This is a genomic window from Acinetobacter sp. WCHA45, assembly GCF_002165255.2.
Taxonomy (GTDB): domain Bacteria; phylum Pseudomonadota; class Gammaproteobacteria; order Pseudomonadales; family Moraxellaceae; genus Acinetobacter.
In genome coordinates this window covers 2636867-2658821 of the sequence record NZ_CP028561.1, presented here as the reverse complement: position 1 = coordinate 2658821, position 21955 = coordinate 2636867, and the positions used below count along the sequence as shown (strand labels likewise).

Sequence of the window (21955 nt, the reverse complement as noted above, 5' to 3'; positions counted from 1 at the left end):
CTTAATGAAAATCATAACAATCACATGGAAAACAACATGCAAAGCTTAAAACAATTTTGGGGCAGTTTTCGTTTATTACCTTCTGCATGGTTGTTGTTGGTGCAATTGGCTTTGTTAATTTTGGCGATGTTGACTTATGGAGATAGTGAATATCGTGCCTTAACTTGGTCACTAGGTGTTTTAGCTCTCTTAATTATTGCCAAGGTCATTCGCCAAACACCAGTATTCACATTTTGGGGCTTAGTCTTTGTCAGTGGTGCTTTTCTGTTTTCAATTTTAATTTTTATTGGCTATGACAATTCAAAAATCCAAATCATCGCTTATAGTTTTGAAGCATTAGCGTATTTTTATGCGGCTTATGGATTATTACGTTATATGTTTGCAGATCGTTATCTCACCAAAGATGAATTATTTGCTGCAGGTGCAGTTTTTACCCTCATCGCTTGGGCATTCGCCTTTTTATATAGTATTTGCCAGTTGCTTTTACCCCATAGTTTTCAAAACCCAAATCAGCCACAAGATTTACAAGTTTGGCTTGATTTATTATTTCTGAGTTTTAGTCTGCAATCAGCAACGGGTTTATCTGATTTGATGCCAATTAGCCCAGCCGCTAGAGTATTAACCATGCTACAAATGTTTGGTGGGGTGATGTATCTCGCTGTCGTGGTTTCTCGATTAATTGCATTACAATACATTGCCCATTTACCTAAGCAATCGAGCGATAAAGAATAAATACAGTTACAGCATTACAACTGCTTTATTTTTCACATTTTTTATAATCAGTATCGAGTTTTACACCGCTGAACTCGCTTTTATTCACTATGTGAATGTCTTATTTGACCCTTAGGGTCTGTCATTATCATTAAAAAAATATGGGGGAATTATGCCTTCCAAGCCATCTTCGCAGTTTGCGAATGTGAATCCAAACGTGTTTTTAAGCACGGTGATTATCATTGCGATTTTTATCGCAATCGTCATTATCGCACCCAGTTCCTTTGAATTTCTGACACAACAACTGAAGCAATGGATTACAGATTCCTTTAGCTGGTTTTATGTCCTCTCTGTTGCGGTGTTTTTGATTTTACTGATTTATATTGCCTGTTCGGCCAGCGGCAAAATTAAATTAGGACCAGATCATAGCCAACCTGAATATAGCAATGGTTCTTGGTTTGCTATGCTGTTTACCGCAGGTATGGGCATCGGTTTGATGTTCTTCGGTGTTGCAGAACCTGTGATGCACTATGTCAGCCCACCGAGTGGTGATCCTGAAAGTATCGCATCTGCACAACAAGCCTTAAGGATTACCTTTTTCCACTGGGGTTTACATGCATGGGCAATTTACGCCGTGGTCGGATTGGCTTTGGCCTATTTTGCTTATCGTCATAATCTGCCGTTAAAAACCCGTTCCGCCTTATATCCAATTATTGGTAAGAAGATTTACAGTCCTTGGGGCGATAGTATTGATACCTTTGCCACCATTGGCACGGTTTTTGGGGTAGCGACCTCTTTAGGTTTTGGTGTTACTCAGATTAATTCTGGCTTACATTATTTATTTGGAGTGGAGCAAAGTAACCAAGTCCAAGTGGGTTTGATTGTCTTTGTCAGTATTCTCGCTTCAATGTCAGTATTTCTCGGTTTGGATAAAGGCGTAAAACGTCTTTCTGAGCTGAATCTGGTCTTGGCTTTGGTACTTTTAGCCTTTGTATTTATTGCTGGCCCAAGTATCTATCTACTACAAACGACCATTCAAAACATGGGTTCGTATATGTCGAACCTATTTGGTATGACCTTTAACCTCTATGCTTATCAACCGAATGGCTGGATTGGCGGTTGGACTATTATGTATTGGGCTTGGTGGATTTCATGGTCGCCATTTGTGGGGATGTTTATTGCCCGTGTATCACGCGGCCGAACCATCCGTGAGTTTATTGTGGGTGTATTACTGATTCCGACTGGGTTTACCATTATCTGGATGGGCTTTTTAGGTAATGCTGCACTGTTCAATATTATGCAAGAGCATAATGTCAGTTTGATTCATGCAGTACAAAGCGATTCATCTGTAGCTTTATTTGAATTTTTGAATCATTTGCCATTTTCAGGAGTGATGAGTTTATTGGCGACGGTATTGGTGATGCTCTTTTTCGTTACCTCTGCGGATTCGGGTGCGCTGGTTACCGATTATCTCACCGCTAAAACCGAGAATTCTCCAACATGGCAAAGATTATTTTGGACGGTGTTGATGGCCGCATTGGCCATTATTCTGCTGTTGGTGGGTGGTCTATCGGCATTGCAATCTTCCATTATTATGAGTGCATTGCCTTTTACTTTTATTATGTTGCTGATGAGTTGGGGCTTACTCAAAGCCTTGAAGTTAGATGTCACTAAAATGAAGGCCATTCAAGAGGCGCGTATTACTCCACGTGCCATCAATAATCCACGCAGTTGGCAGCAGCGTTTAGGTTTAATTATGCATTATCCGCATAGTGAAACTGAAGTTCAGCACTATATCGACACGCAAGTTCGTAAGGCTTTTGAAAGTATTCAGCGTGAATTCAAACGCCGTCACTTGGAAGTGGAGATACGTGAAATTGAAAATGGTCTGCAACTGCATGTCGATCATCACCATGAAATTAATTTTACCTATAAAGTGGTTTCGCATGCCACTGTTCCACCTAGCTTTATGTTGGGACGAGCAGAAGAAGATGAAGCCAATTACTTTCAAGCAGAAGTGTTCTTAAGAGAAGGTGGTCAAAATTATGATGTGATGGATTGGACGCAAGAAGATTTAATCCAAGACATTATTGATCAATATGAACGTCATCTATACTTCTTGAATATTGTGAGAGGGAGTACTCCTTAAGAGAAAGTACTTATTGCAATACTGAGAACAACGGTTTTGAACGATCAAAGCCGTTGTTTTTATTTTGGGTGGTGAAGTTTCAAACATCAATCGAATATGAGACAAATTTTTGCATGGAGTAAGGTGCTTAAAATAAAAGCTAAACATAAAGATAAAGTTGTTTTTTTGCTGATAATTAAAGCGTATTTATTGAAAAGTTACGAAATTACATATACTTACTTTTATTAAATTCACTTTTAAGAAAATTAATAAATTTTAAATTATATAAATCAGTAAATTAGGTAAGTTAAAGTTTAAAAAAAAAACAACCGAATTTTAAATTTTCTAAAAGTGCTTGCGTGTGTTTTGAAATGGTGTAGAATGCACATCCATCGGCGGTGATGCAGATAAAAACTTGTTGAGAAACAAGGATTTGGCTAGATTGGTTGGGTTCTTGGGTTGATTGGTGAGTTTTAAAAATATCGAAATTACCTGTTGACTTTAATTTAGATTAGAGTAACATAGCCGACCTAGCTTGATGATGACGAATCATCGAGAAGATCATTAAGAGAATAGAAGAACAACTTGTGTGGATTTTTACTGGTTGATCAATCGAAAATATTTCATTGATTGAATGGTAGAAATTTCTCGAAGTTTATTTGAGCGAATTTTTAGTCAGAAAATTGATGAGCCAGATTTAGTACTTTTAGTAAAGTACAAATGATTTTAAACTGAAGAGTTTGATCATGGCTCAGATTGAACGCTGGCGGCAGGCTTAACACATGCAAGTCGAGCGGGGTGATGTGCTTCGGTACTGATCCTAGCGGCGGACGGGTGAGTAATGCTTAGGAATCTGCCATTTAGTGGGGGACAACATTCCGAAAGGAATGCTAATACCGCATACGTCCTACGGGAGAAAGCAGGGGATCTTCGGACCTTGCGCTAAATGATGAGCCTAAGTCGGATTAGCTAGTTGGTGGGGTAAAGGCCTACCAAGGCGACGATCTGTAGCGGGTCTGAGAGGATGATCCGCCACACTGGGACTGAGACACGGCCCAGACTCCTACGGGAGGCAGCAGTGGGGAATATTGGACAATGGGCGGAAGCCTGATCCAGCCATGCCGCGTGTGTGAAGAAGGCCTTTTGGTTGTAAAGCACTTTAAGCGAGGAGGAGGCTACCTGGATTAATACTCTGGGATAGTGGACGTTACTCGCAGAATAAGCACCGGCTAACTCTGTGCCAGCAGCCGCGGTAATACAGAGGGTGCGAGCGTTAATCGGATTTACTGGGCGTAAAGCGTGCGTAGGCGGCTGATTAAGTCGGATGTGAAATCCCTGAGCTTAACTTAGGAATTGCATTCGATACTGGTCAGCTAGAGTATGGGAGAGGATGGTAGAATTCCAGGTGTAGCGGTGAAATGCGTAGAGATCTGGAGGAATACCGATGGCGAAGGCAGCCATCTGGCCTAATACTGACGCTGAGGTACGAAAGCATGGGGAGCAAACAGGATTAGATACCCTGGTAGTCCATGCCGTAAACGATGTCTACTAGCCGTTGGGGCCTTTGAGGCTTTAGTGGCGCAGCTAACGCGATAAGTAGACCGCCTGGGGAGTACGGTCGCAAGACTAAAACTCAAATGAATTGACGGGGGCCCGCACAAGCGGTGGAGCATGTGGTTTAATTCGATGCAACGCGAAGAACCTTACCTGGCCTTGACATACTAGAAACTTTCCAGAGATGGATTGGTGCCTTCGGGAATCTAGATACAGGTGCTGCATGGCTGTCGTCAGCTCGTGTCGTGAGATGTTGGGTTAAGTCCCGCAACGAGCGCAACCCTTTTCCTTACTTGCCAGCATTTCGGATGGGAACTTTAAGGATACTGCCAGTGACAAACTGGAGGAAGGCGGGGACGACGTCAAGTCATCATGGCCCTTACGGCCAGGGCTACACACGTGCTACAATGGTCGGTACAAAGGGTTGCTACCTAGCGATAGGATGCTAATCTCAAAAAGCCGATCGTAGTCCGGATTGGAGTCTGCAACTCGACTCCATGAAGTCGGAATCGCTAGTAATCGCGGATCAGAATGCCGCGGTGAATACGTTCCCGGGCCTTGTACACACCGCCCGTCACACCATGGGAGTTTGTTGCACCAGAAGTAGGTAGTCTAACCGCAAGGAGGACGCTTACCACGGTGTGGCCGATGACTGGGGTGAAGTCGTAACAAGGTAGCCGTAGGGGAACCTGCGGCTGGATCACCTCCTTAACGAAAGATTGACGATCGGTAAGAATCCACAACAAGTTGTTCTTCGAAGATGTATCTGAGGGTCTGTAGCTCAGTTGGTTAGAGCACACGCTTGATAAGCGTGGGGTCACAAGTTCAAGTCTTGTCAGACCCACCAAATCTGAAAGATATGTCGTTCATTAAATGATAAGCTGGGGACTTAGCTTAGTTGGTAGAGCGCCTGCTTTGCACGCAGGAGGTCAGGAGTTCGACTCTCCTAGTCTCCACCACGAATTAAATGAAACATTTAATTCAAAGCTAGAGTAAATTATAGAAATTAATAAATATCTAAATAAATCAAAAGAGATCTTGATTTGAGTTTATTAACTTCTGTGATTTATCACAGTTTACTACTCGCTGACGAGGCGGTAGTTAATCATTAACAGATTAGAATTTGAGTCTGAAATAAATTGTTCACTCATTCTTTGATTTAAACAATTCATTGTTTAAGTTGAATGAAATGAGAACTAGCAAAAACACTGAATCAAGCGTTTTGGTATATGAATTTAGATTGAAGCTGTATGGTGATTAAATTCACAGACAACGAATAGTAGCAATTAAGTTTGCAACGCTAACACTCACTTGTAAGTGTTAACGACTGTTTGGGGTTGTATAGTCAAGTAATTAAGTGCATGTGGTGGATGCCTTGGCAGTCAGAGGCGAAGAAAGACGTGATAGCCTGCGAAAAGCTCCGGGGAGGCGGCAAATATCCTTTGATCCGGAGATTTCTGAATGGGGGAACCCACCCGCTATAAGGCGGGTATCATAAGCTGAATACATAGGCTTATGAAGCGAACGAGGGGAAGTGAAACATCTCAGTACCCTTAGGAAAAGAAATCAATTGAGATTCCCTTAGTAGCGGCGAGCGAACGGGGATCAGCCCATTAAGTTGTGTGTGTTCTAGTGGAACGCTCTGGGAAGTGCGAACGTAGAGGGTGATATTCCCGTACACGAAAGGGCACACACAATGATGACGAGTAGGGCGAGGCACGTGAAACCTTGTCTGAATATGGGGGGACCATCCTCCAAGGCTAAATACTCCTGACTGACCGATAGTGAACCAGTACCGTGAGGGAAAGGCGAAAAGAACCCCTGTGAGGGGAGTGAAATAGATCCTGAAACCGCATGCATACAAGCAGTGGGAGCCGACTTGTTCGGTGACTGCGTACCTTTTGTATAATGGGTCAGCGACTTACATTCAGTAGCAAGGTTAACCGTATAGGGGAGCCGTAGAGAAATCGAGTCTTAATAGGGCGTTTAGTTGCTGGGTGTAGACCCGAAACCAGGCGATCTATCCATGAGCAGGTTGAAGGTTGGGTAACACTAACTGGAGGACCGAACCCACTGTCGTTGAAAAGCCAGGGGATGACTTGTGGATAGGGGTGAAAGGCTAATCAAGCCTGGTGATAGCTGGTTCTCCCCGAAAGCTATTTAGGTAGCGCCTCGGACGAATACCATTGGGGGTAGAGCACTGTTTCGGCTAGGGGGTCATCCCGACTTACCAAACCGATGCAAACTCCGAATACCAATGAGTACTATCCGGGAGACAGACTGCGGGTGCTAACGTCCGTAGTCAAGAGGAAAACAATCCAGACCGCCAGCTAAGGCCCCAAAATCATAGTTAAGTGGGAAACGATGTGGGAAGGCATAGACAGCTAGGAGGTTGGCTTAGAAGCAGCCACCCTTTAAAGAAAGCGTAATAGCTCACTAGTCGAGTCGGCCTGCGCGGAAGATGTAACGGGGCTAAAACTATGTGCCGAAGCTGCGGATTTGACATTAGTCAAGTGGTAGGGGAGCGTTCTGTAAGCCGATGAAGGTGTATTGAGAAGTATGCTGGAGGTATCAGAAGTGCGAATGCTGACGTGAGTAACGACAAAACGGGTGAAAAACCCGTTCGCTGAAAGACCAAGGGTTCCAGTCCAACGTTAATCGGGGCTGGGTGAGTCGACCCCTAAGGCGAGGCCGAAAGGCGTAGTCGATGGGAAATTGGTTAATATTCCAATACTTCTGTGTAATGCGATGAGAGGACGGAGAAGGTTAAGTCAGCCTGGCGTTGGTTGTCCAGGTGGAAGGTTGTAGGCATGTATCTTAGGCAAATCCGGGGTACTCTATGCTGAGAACTGATAGCAAGCTGTACTTGTACAGTGAAGTGGCTGATACCATGCTTCCAGGAAAAGTCTCTAAGCTTCAGTTACACAGGAATCGTACCCGAAACCGACACAGGTGGTCAGGTCGAGTAGACCAAAGCGCTTGAGAGAACTCTGCTGAAGGAACTAGGCAAAATGGTACCGTAACTTCGGGAGAAGGTACGCTGCTGACGGTGATGGGACTTGCTCCCTGAGCTATTGGCAGCCACAGAAACCAGGCCGCTGCAACTGTTTATTAAAAACATAGCACTCTGCAAACACGAAAGTGGACGTATAGGGTGTGATGCCTGCCCGGTGCTGGAAGGTTAATTGATGGGGTTAGCGTAAGCGAAGCTCTTGATCGAAGCCCCAGTAAACGGCGGCCGTAACTATAACGGTCCTAAGGTAGCGAAATTCCTTGTCGGGTAAGTTCCGACCTGCACGAATGGCATAATGATGGCGGCGCTGTCTCCAGCAGAGGCTCAGTGAAATCGAAATCGCTGTGAAGATGCAGTGTACCCGCGGCTAGACGGAAAGACCCCGTGAACCTTTACTGCAGCTTGACATTGAACTTTGACCTTACTTGTGTAGGATAGGTGGGAGGCTTTGAAGTTGGAACGCTAGTTCCAATGGAGCCGTCCTTGAAATACCACCCTGGTAATGTTGAGGTTCTAACTCTGCCCCGTAATCCGGGGCGAGGACCATGTCTGGTGGGTAGTTTGACTGGGGCGGTCTCCTCCTAAAGAGTAACGGAGGAGTACGAAGGTGCGCTCAGCGTGGTCGGAAATCACGCGTAGAGTATAAAGGCAAAAGCGCGCTTAACTGCGAGACCCACAAGTCGAGCAGGTACGAAAGTAGGTCTTAGTGATCCGGTGGTTCTGTATGGAAAGGCCATCGCTCAACGGATAAAAGGTACTCTGGGGATAACAGGCTGATACCGCCCAAGAGTTCATATCGACGGCGGTGTTTGGCACCTCGATGTCGGCTCATCTCATCCTGGGGCTGAAGCAGGTCCCAAGGGTATGGCTGTTCGCCATTTAAAGAGGTACGCGAGCTGGGTTTAGAACGTCGTGAGACAGTTCGGTCCCTATCTACCGTGGGCGCTGGAAATTTGAGAGGATCTGCTCCTAGTACGAGAGGACCAGAGTGGACGAACCTCTGGTGTACCGGTTGTGACGCCAGTCGCATCGCCGGGTAGCTATGTTCGGAAGGGATAACCGCTGAAAGCATCTAAGCGGGAAGCCTACCTCAAGATAAGATTTCCCTAGGAATTTATTCCTCTAAAGAGCCGTTCGAGACTAGGACGTTGATAGGTTGGGTGTGGAAGCACGGTGACGTGTGAAGCTGACCAATACTAATTGCTCGTGAGGCTTGACTATACAACACCCAAACAGTTGTTGTATTCAAGATAAATTCAATACATAACTTGATTTAGTGTGAAAACTAGTTAAAATGCTGAACACAAAGTTAGACTCAATATCTAATCCGTTAATAACTCTTTGGTTCGTAAGTAAGGCAGACATGAAGTGAAAACACAACATGATCAATAAGACCCCAAAACACCACAACAGTTTGCTGGCGACAATAGCAAGAGTGAACCACCTGATCCCTTCCCGAACTCAGAAGTGAAACCTCTTAGCGCTGATGGTAGTGTGGCATTTGCCATGTGAGAGTAAGTCATCGCCAGCTTTTAAATCTAAACACCCCTAACCTAACGGTTAGGGGTGTTTTTTATGTTACATTTATTTTAATTATATGATTGTCATTGATTAAGAAGATGTTATGGATGAAATCTCATTAGAAAAAATTAAATCAAATTTTAAACAAGTAAAAAATATACTATCTAATTCTACCCGTGATCGAGTTGAATATAGGACTTTCGATGAAGGGATGTGTGATGCCGTCTATTTTATTTGTAAAAAATCACAAGGTTTGAATTCATTAGAAGCATTTATAATACTGGTTATTCATCAACTTCATTTTTATGAAGAATGGGATATTCTTGAAACAACTACAACAGATTTAAAAAACATTTTTGATATTTGGCTATTACCTATATTAGAGAAAGCTAATTTTAAAAAACTAACTGAATTAGAAGTACAAGAACAAACACAATGGATAGTGTATTCTATCCAAAAATTAATAAAGAAAAATCAGAATGCGAAAAATCTAAAATACTCTGATCGTTGGGGAATTTATCATAACGGTGTGGAGGTTACTCCAGTTGAAAGTTTTACTTTACCTATTTCTTCAGATATAAAATTAGCATTAGGATTAACAGCAGATTGGAATGAGATAGAGATATTTTATGAAACGTCCGATGACTATGTGTTTTTCTCATGGTTTACGGGTGCATAATCGGCGAAGAAAACTATGAATATGGGAAAAACTTTTCATAAATCTTAATGTTTTCTACTTTCCTCTTAGATTCACAAGCCTATAATGCTTAAGAATCATTCCAAATCTAATAAGGAAATAACATGTCGACCGATCAGCAATTTCCAACGCCTGCCAACCTAGGTATCGCTGTTTATGCAAACAATGCCGAAGCCATTGGTAATACACCCTTAGTTCGTATCAATCGCTTGATTAAATCAGATGCTACAGTATTGGCAAAAGTGGAAAGCCGTAATCCCGCATTTTCAGTAAAATGCCGTATAGGCGCAGCGTTGATTGCGGATGCGGAAAAACGTGGCGTACTGAAAGCAGGGATGCATATTGTTGAGCCAACCAGTGGTAATACAGGTATTGCCTTGGCATTCGTTGCCGCAGCAAAAGGTTATCCGATTACTTTGACCATGCCAGCGAGTATGAGCTTAGAGCGTAGAAAAGTACTTAAAGCTTTAGGGGCAAATTTAGTGCTCACTGAACCAGCAAAGGGTATGAAAGGGGCTGTCGATGAAGCGGTTCGTTTAGCGACTGAGAATCCAGAGCTTTATTTCCTACCGCAACAATTTGAAAATCCAGCCAACCCTCAAATTCATGTTGATACGACTGGTCCTGAAATTTGGCAGGCAACCAATGGACAAGTGGATATCTTAGTTGCGGGTGTTGGTACTGGTGGAACAATTACAGGAATTTCACGTTATTTTGAGCAAGTTCAAAATCAGCCAATTTATTCTGTTGCAGTCGAACCTGCTGAATCTCCAATTATTACCCAAACTAAAAATGGTGAAAGCATCACACCAGCACCGCATAAAATTCAAGGGATTGGTGCGAATTTTATTCCTAAAAACTTAGACCTAAACTTGGTCGATGAAGTGTTGCCAGTGAATAGTGCGGATGCGATTGAGTGGGCAAGAAAATGTGCAATGCAAGAAGGAATTTTAGTGGGTATTTCAAGCGGTGCAGCATTGGCGGCCGCGGCACAAATTGCTGAACGCCCTGAAAATGTAGGCAAAACGATAGTTGTAATTTTACCTGATAGTGGTGAGCGTTATTTGTCTTCGGTGTTATTTGAAGGTTTGTTTGGCGAAGCATAATTTCATTATTCAGCGAATAAAAACCATGCCTAAGAGCATGGTTTCTTATTTACGCTTTATTTTATAGGGCTTTTTTTAAGATTTTTTCATGACGTTTTACTGAACGAGCATACTTTTTACCTTTATGGCGTGTCCAAAAACTCCGTTCATAACCTGATGGCCCAACATTATAATACGCTACGGCCTTTGACCAACTGCCTGCAGATTTATAATAGGTCGATAGGATATATGCACCGCAATTAATATTAGTATTTTCATCATAAAGATTGCCAGGACAAGACTCGCGCCAATGAGTCGAAACTATTTGAGTTAAACCGATCGCACCTGTAGGGGAGCGTGCTGAACTATTATAATTTGATTCTTGGCGAATGAGCGCAGCGAGTAAAGTGGGTGATACATCATAACGCTCGGCACTTTGCACAATCATAGGAGATAAACGATTGGCCGTATTTGGAGAAACAGAATAGGCATTTTGTAGTCCAGATGACAACTGAGTAGAGCGATTGGCGAATGATCCACTTAAACTACTGCAAGCTGTCATATTGATTGCAATCACAATCAAGCTTATTTGAATAATCAGCCTTTTTAATTTTTTTATAGATCGTTGTTGATCATCGTGAGTGGAGATGAATTGCAAAATAATAAACCGTTAGCGTTAAGTTAAATGGATGGTATTAACCACGAATAAATGAGTCAATAACAGTTACTTTATGATCATGTGAATATCTCTTTATCAATAGAAAAAGCCCCGACATCCTGTCGAGGCTTTTTCATATTTGGTTTCTTGCCGTTAACTCCTGTCAACGACCACATCCTGTGTTTCTTGTTGTTCTGAATGAGACATCCTATCTCTTTATGATTAATATCATAGATAATTAAACTTTAGTCGTATATTCGCTAATTACCCCAACTCGTGTACGTTTTAGCCTACAAAATATAGGGTCATTTTGCAGAAAACTATATGCAATGCCCAACTTTTCAGGTTTTTTTAAAGGCAGCCATTACAGGAAGTCTAAAAGGGACTAAAATCAAACCAGACCTGTAGAAAAAGCTGATTTATGTCGGACATTGTCAAAACCCATATTGAATATGGTTCAAAATCGTTTACCGCGATTTTATGGTCTTTGTTCTTTGCTGGTTTTGCTTCCTTTTCATCCTTGTACTGTGTACAGCCAATGATGCCGATCTTTGCAAAATTCTTTCAGGTCACACCAACGCACAGTAGTTTCCCTTTATCTTTTTCAACCATTGCACTCGCGATTGGTTTGTTGTTCACAGGATTCATATCTGATCGTTATGGACGCAAAAGGATTATGGTGTTTGCCTTATTTTTTGTTTCCGTATTATTGCTAATTAGTGCTTCATTTCCGATTTGGGAAATTTTTCTGACTACTCGTATTTTTATTGGCTTAGCTGTGAGTGGTGTCGCAGCGGTTGCAATGACTTATATCGGGGAGGAGATCGCACAAAAAGATATCGGTTTTGCCATGGGGCTGTATATTTCAGGTACGGCAATTGGTGGAATGGGGGGGCGTTTAATCGCTGGGGTTTTAGTTGATTTTATTTCTTGGCAATCTGCTACTTATATTATTGGTTTTCTAAATCTGATTATCGCTTGTTTATTCTATTTTTTATTGCCCAAATCTCAGCACTTTAAACCGTATCCCTTTCGGTTTTCTCGCTTTAAGGATGCATTTGAGCAGAACTTAAGAGATTCAAAATTAAGGATTTTATTTGCCCAAGGTTTTATCTTAATGGGCTGTTTAGTGACAGTATTTAACTACATTAGCTATCATTTATTAGAAGCACCATTTCACTTATCACAAGCATGGATTGGTGTGATTTCGATTGCTTATCTTGCTGGAATTTATAGTTCACCGAAAGCTGCGCGATGGGGGTATCAATATGGTCGAGCAAAAGTGCTGCCTTTTTTATTATTTAGCATGATGGTTGGTCTGTTCATTACGCTTATTCCTTTGCTTTGGGCAATTTTACTGGGATTGACGATTTTCACTTTTTCATTTTTTGCGGCACATTCGACAGCCAGTAGTTGGGTCTCCGTTCAGGCGGTACAATATCGGGCAGTTGCTTCTTCGCTGTATTTATTTTGCTATTACATCGGCTCAAGTTTGCTTGGGAGTAGTGGTGGTTTGGTCTGGGAGCATTTTGGATGGATTGGAATTAATTTGAGTGTCGGAGTGGTCTTAGTGATTGGTTTTGCGCTCGCGATACACTTAATGAAAAACGAAACTAAAACAACAAATAAAGTCGCATAAACTTGATAAAAGTCCTGAAAATTTAGTAATTTAAACAAACACCTATTTGGGTGTAGAGATAATATTAAAATTGGGGGAGATAAGATGGAATTACATAGTCGAGTTTATTATAAACATCCTGACTCAACAATCATGGGACAATTAGAGGTCTTATTTACTACACATCATGGAGATGAAGAAAAGTTCATTCAGACAGCTTTACTCATTAATCCGCAAGCGGATGAGATTACTCAAGAGCTAGTTGATTTGATTGATTCGATTGAACATGATCTTGCGCCAGAGACATTGCACTATGTTGATGGATTTGCTGTCCTAGATTTTACCCATGGCTCAAATGGCGATGAAAACATTGAAAATATTTTATTATTTTTAAAAGGATTATTACCTGATATTCATGCACAAGCTTGGGGCTGTGGTGATGATGATCCATGGGAGTTTTGGTTCAAATTTGATGGCGATGAGCTTATTCGTGAAGATGATGAACCATTGAATGATCCTGATGAAGATGAAGAAATTAAAGCTTCTATTTATACGTGGTGGCATCAAGATTTACCTTCTGAAATTAAAGAAGGCTTCTTGAACGAAGAAATATAATTATCAACATTTTATGATGCTATTTCCTCAATAAGTTACAAATACTTTTTGAGGAAATGCTTCTGTTTGTTTTTTGATCTATAAAAATGAATTGAATTCATGCTAAAATGATCGGCTTTCATCTTTAGATGTCTCTCCTCCATCTGCTAGCCGAGATTCGCAAGCCATGTCTACTGCCTATACTATGCAGACCGCGCCAAAAGCGTTGTTTGATTACGACAAATATTGGGCGTCGTGTTTTGAACCCGCACCATTTTTGCCGATGTCACGAGAAGAAATGGATCAACTCGGCTGGGATGCGTGTGACTTTATTTTGGTTTGTGGTGACGCTTATATTGATCATCCATCTTTTGTATCGGGTGTGATTGGGCGTGTGCTCGAAGCACAAGGCTTCCGTGTAGGTATTATTGCTCAACCAGATTGGACCAATGTTGAAAGTTTCCGTGTTTTAGGTAAACCAACCATTGCGTGGGGGGTAACGGCAGGCAATATGGATTCAATGATCAACCGTTATACGGCAGATCGTAAAATTCGTTCAGATGATGCCTATTCGCCAAATAATGAACCGAATAAACGTCCAGATCGTGCTGCCACGGTGTATTGTCAGCGTTGCCGTGAGGCTTTTCCTGACGTTCCTGTCTTGCTTGGTGGTATTGAAGGCAGCTTGCGTCGTATTGCACATTATGATTATTGGTCAGACAAAGTTCGCCGCTCTATTTTGATGGACTCAAAAGCTGATCTATTGATGTATGGTAATGGCGAGCGTGCGATTATCGATGTGATGCATCGTTTAGCCAAAGGTGAGAAAATCCACGAAATTACAGATGTTCGTGGTACAGCATTTATTATTAATAAGCATAATAAAGCATCTAAAGCCAAATTCGTTGAAATTGCCAGTAATGACGTGGATACCATTGGACGTGTCGATCCAATTATTAATCCTTATGTCATGACTGAAGATATTGATGGCTGTGAAGTTGAAAAAGAAAAAGGTAACTCATTAGCGCAGTATCAGAATTTCCAAAAAGAAATCGTTGCCAATCCAATTGTGCGTGAAGGCGACCAGCTCGATCCAGATACACAGATTGTGCAGTTAAAGCCTGCGCCATCAAAAGCGATTAAACATAAATTACCTCCGCGTGAATTGGCGGTGATTCGTTTACCGTCTTTTGAAGCCGTTGCTGATGATCATGTGCTGTATGCCCATGCCAACCGTATTCTGCATCTTGAAACCAACCCAGGCAATGCGCGTGCCTTGGTGCAGCGCCACGGTGAACGTGATGTCTGGATCAACCCACCACCAATTCCTCTGACCACTGAGGAAATGGATTATGTGTTTGATTTACCCTATGCACGTTTACCGCATCCTTCTTATGGAAATGCACGTTTCCCAGCCTTTGATATGATCAAATTCTCGGTCAATATCATGCGTGGTTGTTTTGGCGGATGTACCTTCTGTTCAATTACTGAACATGAAGGTCGTATTATTCAAAACCGTTCTGAAGATTCGATTTTGCGTGAAATCGAAAAAATTCGTGATACGGCACCTCAATTTACAGGCATTATCTCAGACTTAGGTGGCCCAACGGCAAACATGTATCGTTTGCACTGTAACGACCCTGAAATTGAAAAAAATTGTCGTAAGCCATCTTGTGTTTATCCAGGGGTTTGTCAAAACCTACATACCGATCATGCGCCTCTTGTTCAGCTTTATCGTAAAGCGCGTGAAATCAAAGGTGTGAAGAAGATTTTGATTGGTTCTGGTCTACGTTATGACCTTGCGGTATTGAACCCTGAATATGTGAAAGAATTGGTACAGCATCATGTGGGTGGCTATTTAAAAATTGCACCTGAGCATACTGAACAAGGCCCATTGTCGAAGATGATGAAACCGGGAATTGGGACGTATGACCGCTTTAAACAAATGTTTGAGCGTTTCAGTAAGGAAGCAGGTAAGGAACAATATCTCATTCCATACTTCATTGCAGCGCATCCAGGTACCACCGATTATGACATGATGAACTTGGCGATTTGGTTGAAGAAAAATGGTTTCCGTGCTGATCAGGTACAAACCTTCTACCCATCACCAATGGCCACTGCGACCACGATGTACTACACAGGCAAAAATCCGTTGTCTAAAGTGGCACGTTATACTGAAAATGTCGATATTGTGAAAGGTGAAAAGCGTCGCCGTCTGCATAAAGCATTCTTGCGTTATCATGATCCAAATAACTGGCCTTTGTTACGTGAAGCACTGAAAGAGATGGGGCGTTCGGATTTAATTGGTAATTCGAAGCAGCATCTGATCCCAACCTATCAGCCACAAGGTACGGCTGAAGGTGAATATAAATCTGCACGTAAAAAGAACTCAACTGTTGCAGGTGATTCAGCGAAGCGTGGTCAAGCGCAATCTCAGCCACAATCAGGTCAGAAACGTCCACAAAAAGGGCAGATCTTAACGCAACATACAGGTTTACCGCCACGTGAAACAGGTGACAAAAAACCATTCTCAGGAAAATCAAAACCTAAAGTGAAACCAAAGCGTTAAATCAATAAAAAGAAGGCATCAGTCATGATGCCTTCTTTTTTATACATAAATGGTAGGGTAGTCACAATCTGGTTATAAAAGTGCAATTTATCGAAACATATACTGACAATATCCGCTTGAATATTTGCCTACTGATGATTATAAATATAGATGCAGGATGCTTTTACGACTTTGGTCGACGAGTGAAACACGATTAAAAAAATTTAAGTTACACTGCTAAAATGACTTTAACTATCGTTGTTACTGATTAAAAAAATGGCTCAAAGCCAAAATGATTATAAAAAATCTAAAGGGATTCGTTAGAAATGTATTATTTCATAACAATAGTTGGATTGCTGTTGATTACAGCACTTGTGTTTCGACGTCTACATCCTAATCGGCGTCAAGATAGTCCATTAAAACGCCGTGGTATTCTCAATATTTCTGAGCAAATTACCTTGATGCGTTTACAAGCTGTATTACCTCGTCATACGATTTTGGCGCATGTTTCTTTTGATGCGCTATTAACGACAAAATTTGCACATACGCGTCGTAAGTATCAAGGTTTAGTTGCTGATTTTGTCGTACTTGATCAGCAACATCAAGTGCTTGCAATTATTGAGATTGCATACGAGTCATATGTGAATCGTCTGCATCAAAAGCATTATCAAGACAGCTTATTAGAATTAGCGGGTTATCGAGTATTGCGCTATAGCAATATTCCAACGGAGCAAGAGTTACGTGAGAACTTAGTTCCTGATCTATTTGAACCGATCATGCCTGTTTCAATCACAGCAACCACAATGCCGCAAACGGAACGAGTTATGAAATATAATGTTCTAGCAGCAAAATCATCTTAATTGATTATGGACGTACTGCTGTCACGGTCATTTCAACCAAAACATCTGGCGTATACAGTTTAGACTCTACGCAGGTACGTGCTGGGGGATGACCTTCAGCAATCCATGCATCCCAAACCGCATTCATTGCTGCATAATCTTGTTCAATGTCTTTTAGAAAAATAAGTACAGATAAAATATGCGTTTTGTCTGTACCTGCTTCTGCGAGTAAACGATCGATATTATCTAAAGTTTGTTGTGTCTGTGCAGTAACATCGACACTGGTATCATCTGCCAGTTGACCTGCCAAATGAACTAGATTTCCTGAAATTGCGACTTCGCAATAACGTGAAGTGACATGTAGTCTTTGCACAGTCATAAAGAATTACCTAATGAAAATGGATAGCTAGAATTGTACTTGATGCCATTCAGCTGCAATGTAATTTTCTATAAATCAGGCGAAAAAAGTTTCTATTTCCATTAAGTTACGATGTTTGAAAATCAAAATGCAGCGTTGTTGTGGGCAAATAATAATATTTCCCAGATTCAAAAACTGGATTTTGGCTTGTCGTAATTGATTCAGACAGCTTGCAATCGAGCTATGTAAAGGGCATAGCTGTTTAAGTTGCTTTAACGCTAAATAAGTCGTTTGGTACATCATTTTATTCCTATCAATATGATTTAGTGCTTGGGCGAAATGAGAGTTACGCCCAACTCGATTTATATGGTTTGTTGTTCTGATTGATACCAATTGACATGACGAGTAATAAACATGACGCAGGCGATAAGAATGAAGGAAAGAATAGAACCGAATAAGAAGGTTTTACCGCTAGATTGCAGAAGTAGATACATCATGCCGTATAGCGTACTCAGCAAAAGACCAAATAGGAATGCTGCTTTATAACCTTGAACAACAAAGTACAAATACCATGTAATTAAACTGATACAGGCAACTACAGCGACTAGATAAGCCCATGCAAAAGCATAATATTCGCTGATTGAAAGTAATAAGACAAAGAACACGCCTTGTGCCATAGCGACTAACGCATATTGGACAGGGTGAATTTTAAGGCTTTTTAAGACCTCGAATAAGAAGAAGCACCCAAAGGTAATAATAATGATCATGATGCCGTATTTAATGGCACGATCAGTTTGGGTATAGATATTGACGGGTTCTAAAAACTGAGTAGAAATCCCTGAGATATTCGATAACGTGGTTGTAGCGTAGGATGTTACATTATCAGCAGCACGTGCTTCGAGTGCCGCCGTTGCAGCGCCTGAATTATTTAACACATCATAAATGCATTGGCTGTTTTCACACTTCGAAACACTGTCTAAATTACGCTTACCTAGAGCGATATTTTTCCAATCAGCTGAAAATTCTTGTTTCTTGCTGGACTTCTTAAACGGTAGACTTTGCCCATCATATTTGATATCACCCCAATTGCCTGTTGCGTGATAGGTCATTTCATAACTGGTTGGAATAAAGCGAAATTCACTCAGCCCTTCTAGTTTGAATTGCAGACTAAATAGAAATCCTTGTTGAAATTTTTGGACTAACTCAGGATATTGCTTTGCTGTGATATGCATCAAATCAAAGCCTTGCTGACCTTGGCTTTGTTCAGCAAAATCGAATTTATAGGCTTTGCCATCAATATTAAACATGGGTTTGGCATTTAACCCGCGTGCATCCTGAATTGGGAAAATAATTTCAGCCTGATCCCAAAGATAGTTGCGTTGAGATTCATTGCCGACCGCTTTAAATATCCCTTTACCAGACATCGTATTTTGATAGCTGATGGCTTTATAAATATTACGCTTGTAAGTGCTGTCTGATACGTCAAATTGTGCTGTCCAGTCTGTTGTTTCTGCCCCTAAACTAATAAAAACGGTTTGAGTACAATCATAGGTCTTCTTTTCTTCATTGGTACATGTGGTTTGAAGTTGATAAGGAAGTTTTAAGTAAGGTGCAATGACTTGTTGTGGTCGAATTTGTTCATGGGCAATATCACGAATCACTTGTTGTTGGTAGCTTTGACGTTCCGTCACCAAGTTGGAAATAAAGAAAAGACCAATATAAAAAACCAAAATCAGGAACAGAATTGCTGCTATTTTCAGATAAATAAAATTACGGCGCATGGTGGAATCCATTGTCATTGTGATATGACAAGTATTCCGAATCGAGATGCACTTCGGATGAGTTCCGCTTGAAGCTTATGTGAAGTTTGTATGAAGTTTCAGAGTGACCAGTACGCCAGAACGATGATTTTCTAAGAAATTGGGAGCGTTAGCTGAGATATTTTGAATGCTAATTTTGCCTTGATGTTGTTGAATAATTTGCTGCACGATACTAAGACCAATTCCTGTACTTCGTTGTTGATTATGTGGACGTGGCAGCGAAAAATAAGTCTCAAAAACACGCTTTAAGGCGTATTCAGGAATCGCTTCAGCTTCATTAAACAAGGAAATTTCAATACTGTTCGTAATGCTATGCTCTTTCAATTGAACGGCAATCAAACCTTGTTCAGGGCAGAAATCTCTCGCATTATCCAATAGATTGTTGAGGGCTTGTTTTAACCAAAATGGGTCAGCAAAAATTGAGCAATATTCAGGAAGATCAAGCCTTAGCTGTATTCGTTTACGCTGTAATACACTTTGTTGTTGCTGAAAACATTGTTGAATCAGTGCGCTTAGATTGAGCATTTGAAATTCTAAAACATGCTGATTTTTTTCAAGTCGTGTCAGTAATAGCATGCGTTCAATTAGGGACTGTAGACGCTGACCTTGTTGCACAATATGTGTTGCAAATTGCTGTTGATCTTCTAAAGGTAGATCATCCTGTAATAATTCTGCACTGGCTTGAATGGCAGTTAGTGGGCTTTTCAACTCATGAGTAAGCGTATTGACATAATTTTCGACGTAGGCACGATCTTCCAACTTTTCCCGCATGTCACTTAGGGCTTGGGTCACTTGATTTAGTTCTTTGGCCGAATAGAAAAACGGTGCTTGATTCACAGGCGCAAGTGCTTGGGCATAGCGTCGTACTCTATCAATACTATGTTTAAGCCAATAAGCCACCATGCTGGCAAGTAATAAGCTGAGTGCTGCGATCCAAAGTGCTTGATGAATGAGTTGTTGTTCGGCACGTTCAATATAAGGTTGTACGGATTGATTAGGCTTACCAATACTCACCACACCGAGTAATTGTTGTTGATAGATAATTGGTGCAGCAATGTGCATGACACTACTATTTCGGTCATTAGGATCGGTTGCAGTAGAGCGTGCGCCGTACTTGCCACGTAGGGTTAAGTAAACGTCATTCCATTTAGAATAATCTTGTCCAACTGCTTTCTTTTCTGAATCATAAATGACGATACCATGCTGATCTGTAATATAAAGCTGTTGGTTAATTTGATCTTTTTTATGTTGCCAAATCGTGGCATCAAGTTGACGTGATAAAGCAGCTTGAATCTTCTGATCGAACTCAGGGGTATTTACTTGTTGTTGATGAACATCTTCGGCAATGAGTTGCGCAATAATATTGGCATTTTCCGCGAGCGTGTCTTCGACCACTTGTCGTACATTGGGTTTGACTTGTTGAGTCAGGGTATAGGCAATAAAGCTGAGACTCAGTACCACCACCAAGCTAAAGAAAAACCAAATGCGGATAAAGATAGACATATTATGATGACATCAAAATTTAGGATATGAAGGGAAGTGTTATTTTCTTTGCTTCAATCTCGAATAGATCACCTGATTGTATTTCGATGATTATCCGTGAATTGCCATTTTCTAAAATAGAGAAATCTAAAATTTGATTGATAGAGATACTTTTACCCCATTCATTGTGATTAGCAATATGAAAGTTTTTAAATTTTTCAGCAATGAGTGTGACATCTTCAGATTGATTATTTCTGAGCTGAACTTTCAGATTTGATTGAATCCAATCTACATGAATGGAGATAAGTGACCAATCATGCATATCAATCTTTTCTTTCATTCTAGTATTGTCTGTATTTGCAGTATTGAAACCGTATTTTAAGCCTGTACCAAACTATACCCAAACCCTCGATGCGTTCGAATAGGATCATCGGGGGTAATTTGTTTAAGTTTTTGCCTTAGACTTTTGATATGAGTATCCACTGTCCGTTCTAAACTATGCTCAGGATGTTCCCAAATATGATCCATGAGTTGCTGACGACTAAACACTTGTTCTGGATGTTGAATTAGTAAAAACAACAAACGATATTCATATCGCGTCAGTTGCAGCATTTGCCCATGATATTGAATTTGTAGGGATTGTGGATTGCATATCCACGTAGCAGATTGCAAAGTAATTTCTGTTGGTGTGATTGGTGGTTGTGATGGAATATTTTGCGTTTGTACTTCCATTCTACGCCAAATGGCTTTAATTCGTGCCACAATTTCTCGTGCGCTAAAGGGCTTAGTACAATAATCATCAGCACCGATTTCTAAACCGACAACCCGATCAATTTCATCATCGCGAGCAGTTAAAAATAATAAAGGTGTTTGATATTTTTGACGCAGTTGTTTGCAGACTTCAAAACCATTGAGATCAGGTAAACCTACATCTAAAATAATAAAATCAAAAGTCTGTTGAGAGAGTAATTCGAGTGCTTGCGTTCCTGTATTTGCCCAACTGACACTCCATCCTTCACGTTCAAGCGCATAACGTAGTGGTAATACAATGGCAGCTTCATCTTCAATACAGAGAATTTGTTTTTGATTCATAATGATCAGTAATCAATATTTTCTAATTTTATGATGTTAGTTTAACTGAAGTCTGGATCGAGAGAACTAATGTTGAGAATTTTTATAAAAGATAAATAAGAAAAGGACACCTGAAGTGCCCTGTAATATTCGGATTTGATCGTCACGCTAACCACAGGAGCAAATGCTAAAAGCGAGGATTTCTTTAGCAAGGGCAAGCAACAAGGATAATGTTACCGCGCCGCCTAGAGTACTGAA

The 21955-nt window shown here is 41.1% G+C and carries 15 protein-coding genes, 2 tRNA genes and 3 rRNA genes; 13 read left to right on the top strand and 7 right to left on the bottom strand.

From position 1 onward, the window contains the following. Positions 1–36: 36 nt before the first annotated feature. From CDG55_RS14175 to cysK, 9 genes are all read left to right on the top strand, one after another. Positions 37–732 carry an ion channel gene (locus tag CDG55_RS14175; protein WP_087536729.1) on the top strand — a complete coding sequence of 232 codons (696 nt, stop codon included), beginning with the start codon at positions 37–39 and terminating at the stop codon, positions 730–732. 151 nt (positions 733–883) lie between these two features. Beyond that, positions 884–2860, top strand: a complete 1977-nt coding sequence (locus CDG55_RS14170) for a BCCT family transporter (RefSeq protein WP_087536730.1) — start codon at positions 884–886, stop codon at positions 2858–2860. A gap of 707 nt (positions 2861–3567) precedes the next feature. Beyond that, positions 3568–5104, top strand: a 16S ribosomal RNA gene (locus CDG55_RS14165). Positions 5105–5163: 59 nt separating this feature from the next. After that, a tRNA-Ile gene (locus CDG55_RS14160) sits at positions 5164–5240 on the top strand. A 36-nt stretch (positions 5241–5276) separates the two neighbouring features. Then, positions 5277–5352: transfer RNA gene (locus CDG55_RS14155), tRNA-Ala, on the top strand. A 384-nt stretch (positions 5353–5736) separates the two neighbouring features. Next, positions 5737–8627: ribosomal RNA gene (locus CDG55_RS14150) — 23S ribosomal RNA — on the top strand. A gap of 195 nt (positions 8628–8822) precedes the next feature. Further along, positions 8823–8937, top strand: a 5S ribosomal RNA gene (rrf, locus tag CDG55_RS14145). The 16S, 23S and 5S rRNA genes sit together here with 2 tRNA genes alongside, the layout of an rRNA operon. Positions 8938–9030: 93 nt before the next feature. After that, complete coding sequence (locus CDG55_RS14140; protein WP_087536503.1) at positions 9031–9606, top strand: hypothetical protein; 576 nt, start codon at positions 9031–9033, stop codon at positions 9604–9606. 122 nt (positions 9607–9728) lie between these two features. Next, on the top strand, positions 9729–10730 hold the full coding sequence (gene cysK, locus CDG55_RS14135) for a cysteine synthase A (protein WP_087536504.1): 1002 nt from the start codon (positions 9729–9731) through the stop codon (positions 10728–10730). 61 nt (positions 10731–10791) lie between these two features. On the opposite strand, the gene CDG55_RS14130 is transcribed toward cysK, so the two are convergent. Further along, positions 10792–11271 carry a lytic transglycosylase domain-containing protein gene (locus CDG55_RS14130; RefSeq protein WP_228252559.1) on the bottom strand — a complete coding sequence of 160 codons (480 nt, stop codon included), beginning with the start codon at positions 11269–11271 and terminating at the stop codon, positions 10792–10794. A gap of 517 nt (positions 11272–11788) precedes the next feature. On the opposite strand from CDG55_RS14130, the gene CDG55_RS14125 reads away from it, so the two are divergent. The 4 genes from CDG55_RS14125 (at position 11789) to CDG55_RS14110 (ending at position 16987) form a co-directional block, all read left to right on the top strand. Beyond that, positions 11789–13006 (top strand): MFS transporter, encoded by a 1218-nt coding sequence (locus CDG55_RS14125; RefSeq protein WP_087536505.1) that lies wholly within the window; start codon positions 11789–11791, stop codon positions 13004–13006. 84 nt (positions 13007–13090) lie between these two features. Then, on the top strand, positions 13091–13600 hold the full coding sequence (locus CDG55_RS14120; protein ID WP_087536506.1) for a hypothetical protein: 510 nt from the start codon (positions 13091–13093) through the stop codon (positions 13598–13600). A gap of 166 nt (positions 13601–13766) precedes the next feature. After that, positions 13767–16148: a YgiQ family radical SAM protein gene (locus CDG55_RS14115; protein ID WP_087536507.1), complete on the top strand. Its 2382-nt coding sequence runs from the start codon at positions 13767–13769 to the stop codon at positions 16146–16148. 305 nt (positions 16149–16453) lie between these two features. Continuing rightward, a complete protein-coding gene (locus CDG55_RS14110) occupies positions 16454–16987 on the top strand; it encodes a DUF2726 domain-containing protein (protein ID WP_087536508.1) in 534 nt (177 codons plus the stop codon). Between the two features lie 4 nt (positions 16988–16991). Here the strand turns inward: CDG55_RS14110 and CDG55_RS14105 are convergent, their stop codons facing one another. The 6 genes from CDG55_RS14105 to creB form a co-directional block, all read right to left on the bottom strand. Next, entirely contained in the window at positions 16992–17345 is a 354-nt protein-coding gene (locus CDG55_RS14105; protein ID WP_004659495.1) for a RidA family protein, read from the bottom strand. Between the two features lie 75 nt (positions 17346–17420). After that, entirely contained in the window at positions 17421–17624 is a 204-nt protein-coding gene (locus CDG55_RS14100; protein WP_005163235.1) for a hypothetical protein, read from the bottom strand. Between the two features lie 62 nt (positions 17625–17686). Next, positions 17687–19105, bottom strand: a complete 1419-nt coding sequence (creD, locus tag CDG55_RS14095) for a cell envelope integrity protein CreD (RefSeq protein ID WP_087536509.1) — start codon at positions 19103–19105, stop codon at positions 17687–17689. A gap of 75 nt (positions 19106–19180) precedes the next feature. Then, positions 19181–20608 carry a two-component system sensor histidine kinase CreC gene (creC, locus tag CDG55_RS14090; RefSeq protein WP_265736135.1) on the bottom strand — a complete coding sequence of 476 codons (1428 nt, stop codon included), beginning with the start codon at positions 20606–20608 and terminating at the stop codon, positions 19181–19183. Between the two features lie 58 nt (positions 20609–20666). Further along, complete coding sequence (locus CDG55_RS14085; protein ID WP_087536511.1) at positions 20667–20966, bottom strand: hypothetical protein; 300 nt, start codon at positions 20964–20966, stop codon at positions 20667–20669. Between the two features lie 38 nt (positions 20967–21004). After that, positions 21005–21721 carry a two-component system response regulator CreB gene (creB, locus tag CDG55_RS14080; protein WP_162620874.1) on the bottom strand — a complete coding sequence of 239 codons (717 nt, stop codon included), beginning with the start codon at positions 21719–21721 and terminating at the stop codon, positions 21005–21007. Positions 21722–21955: the final 234 nt, after the last annotated feature.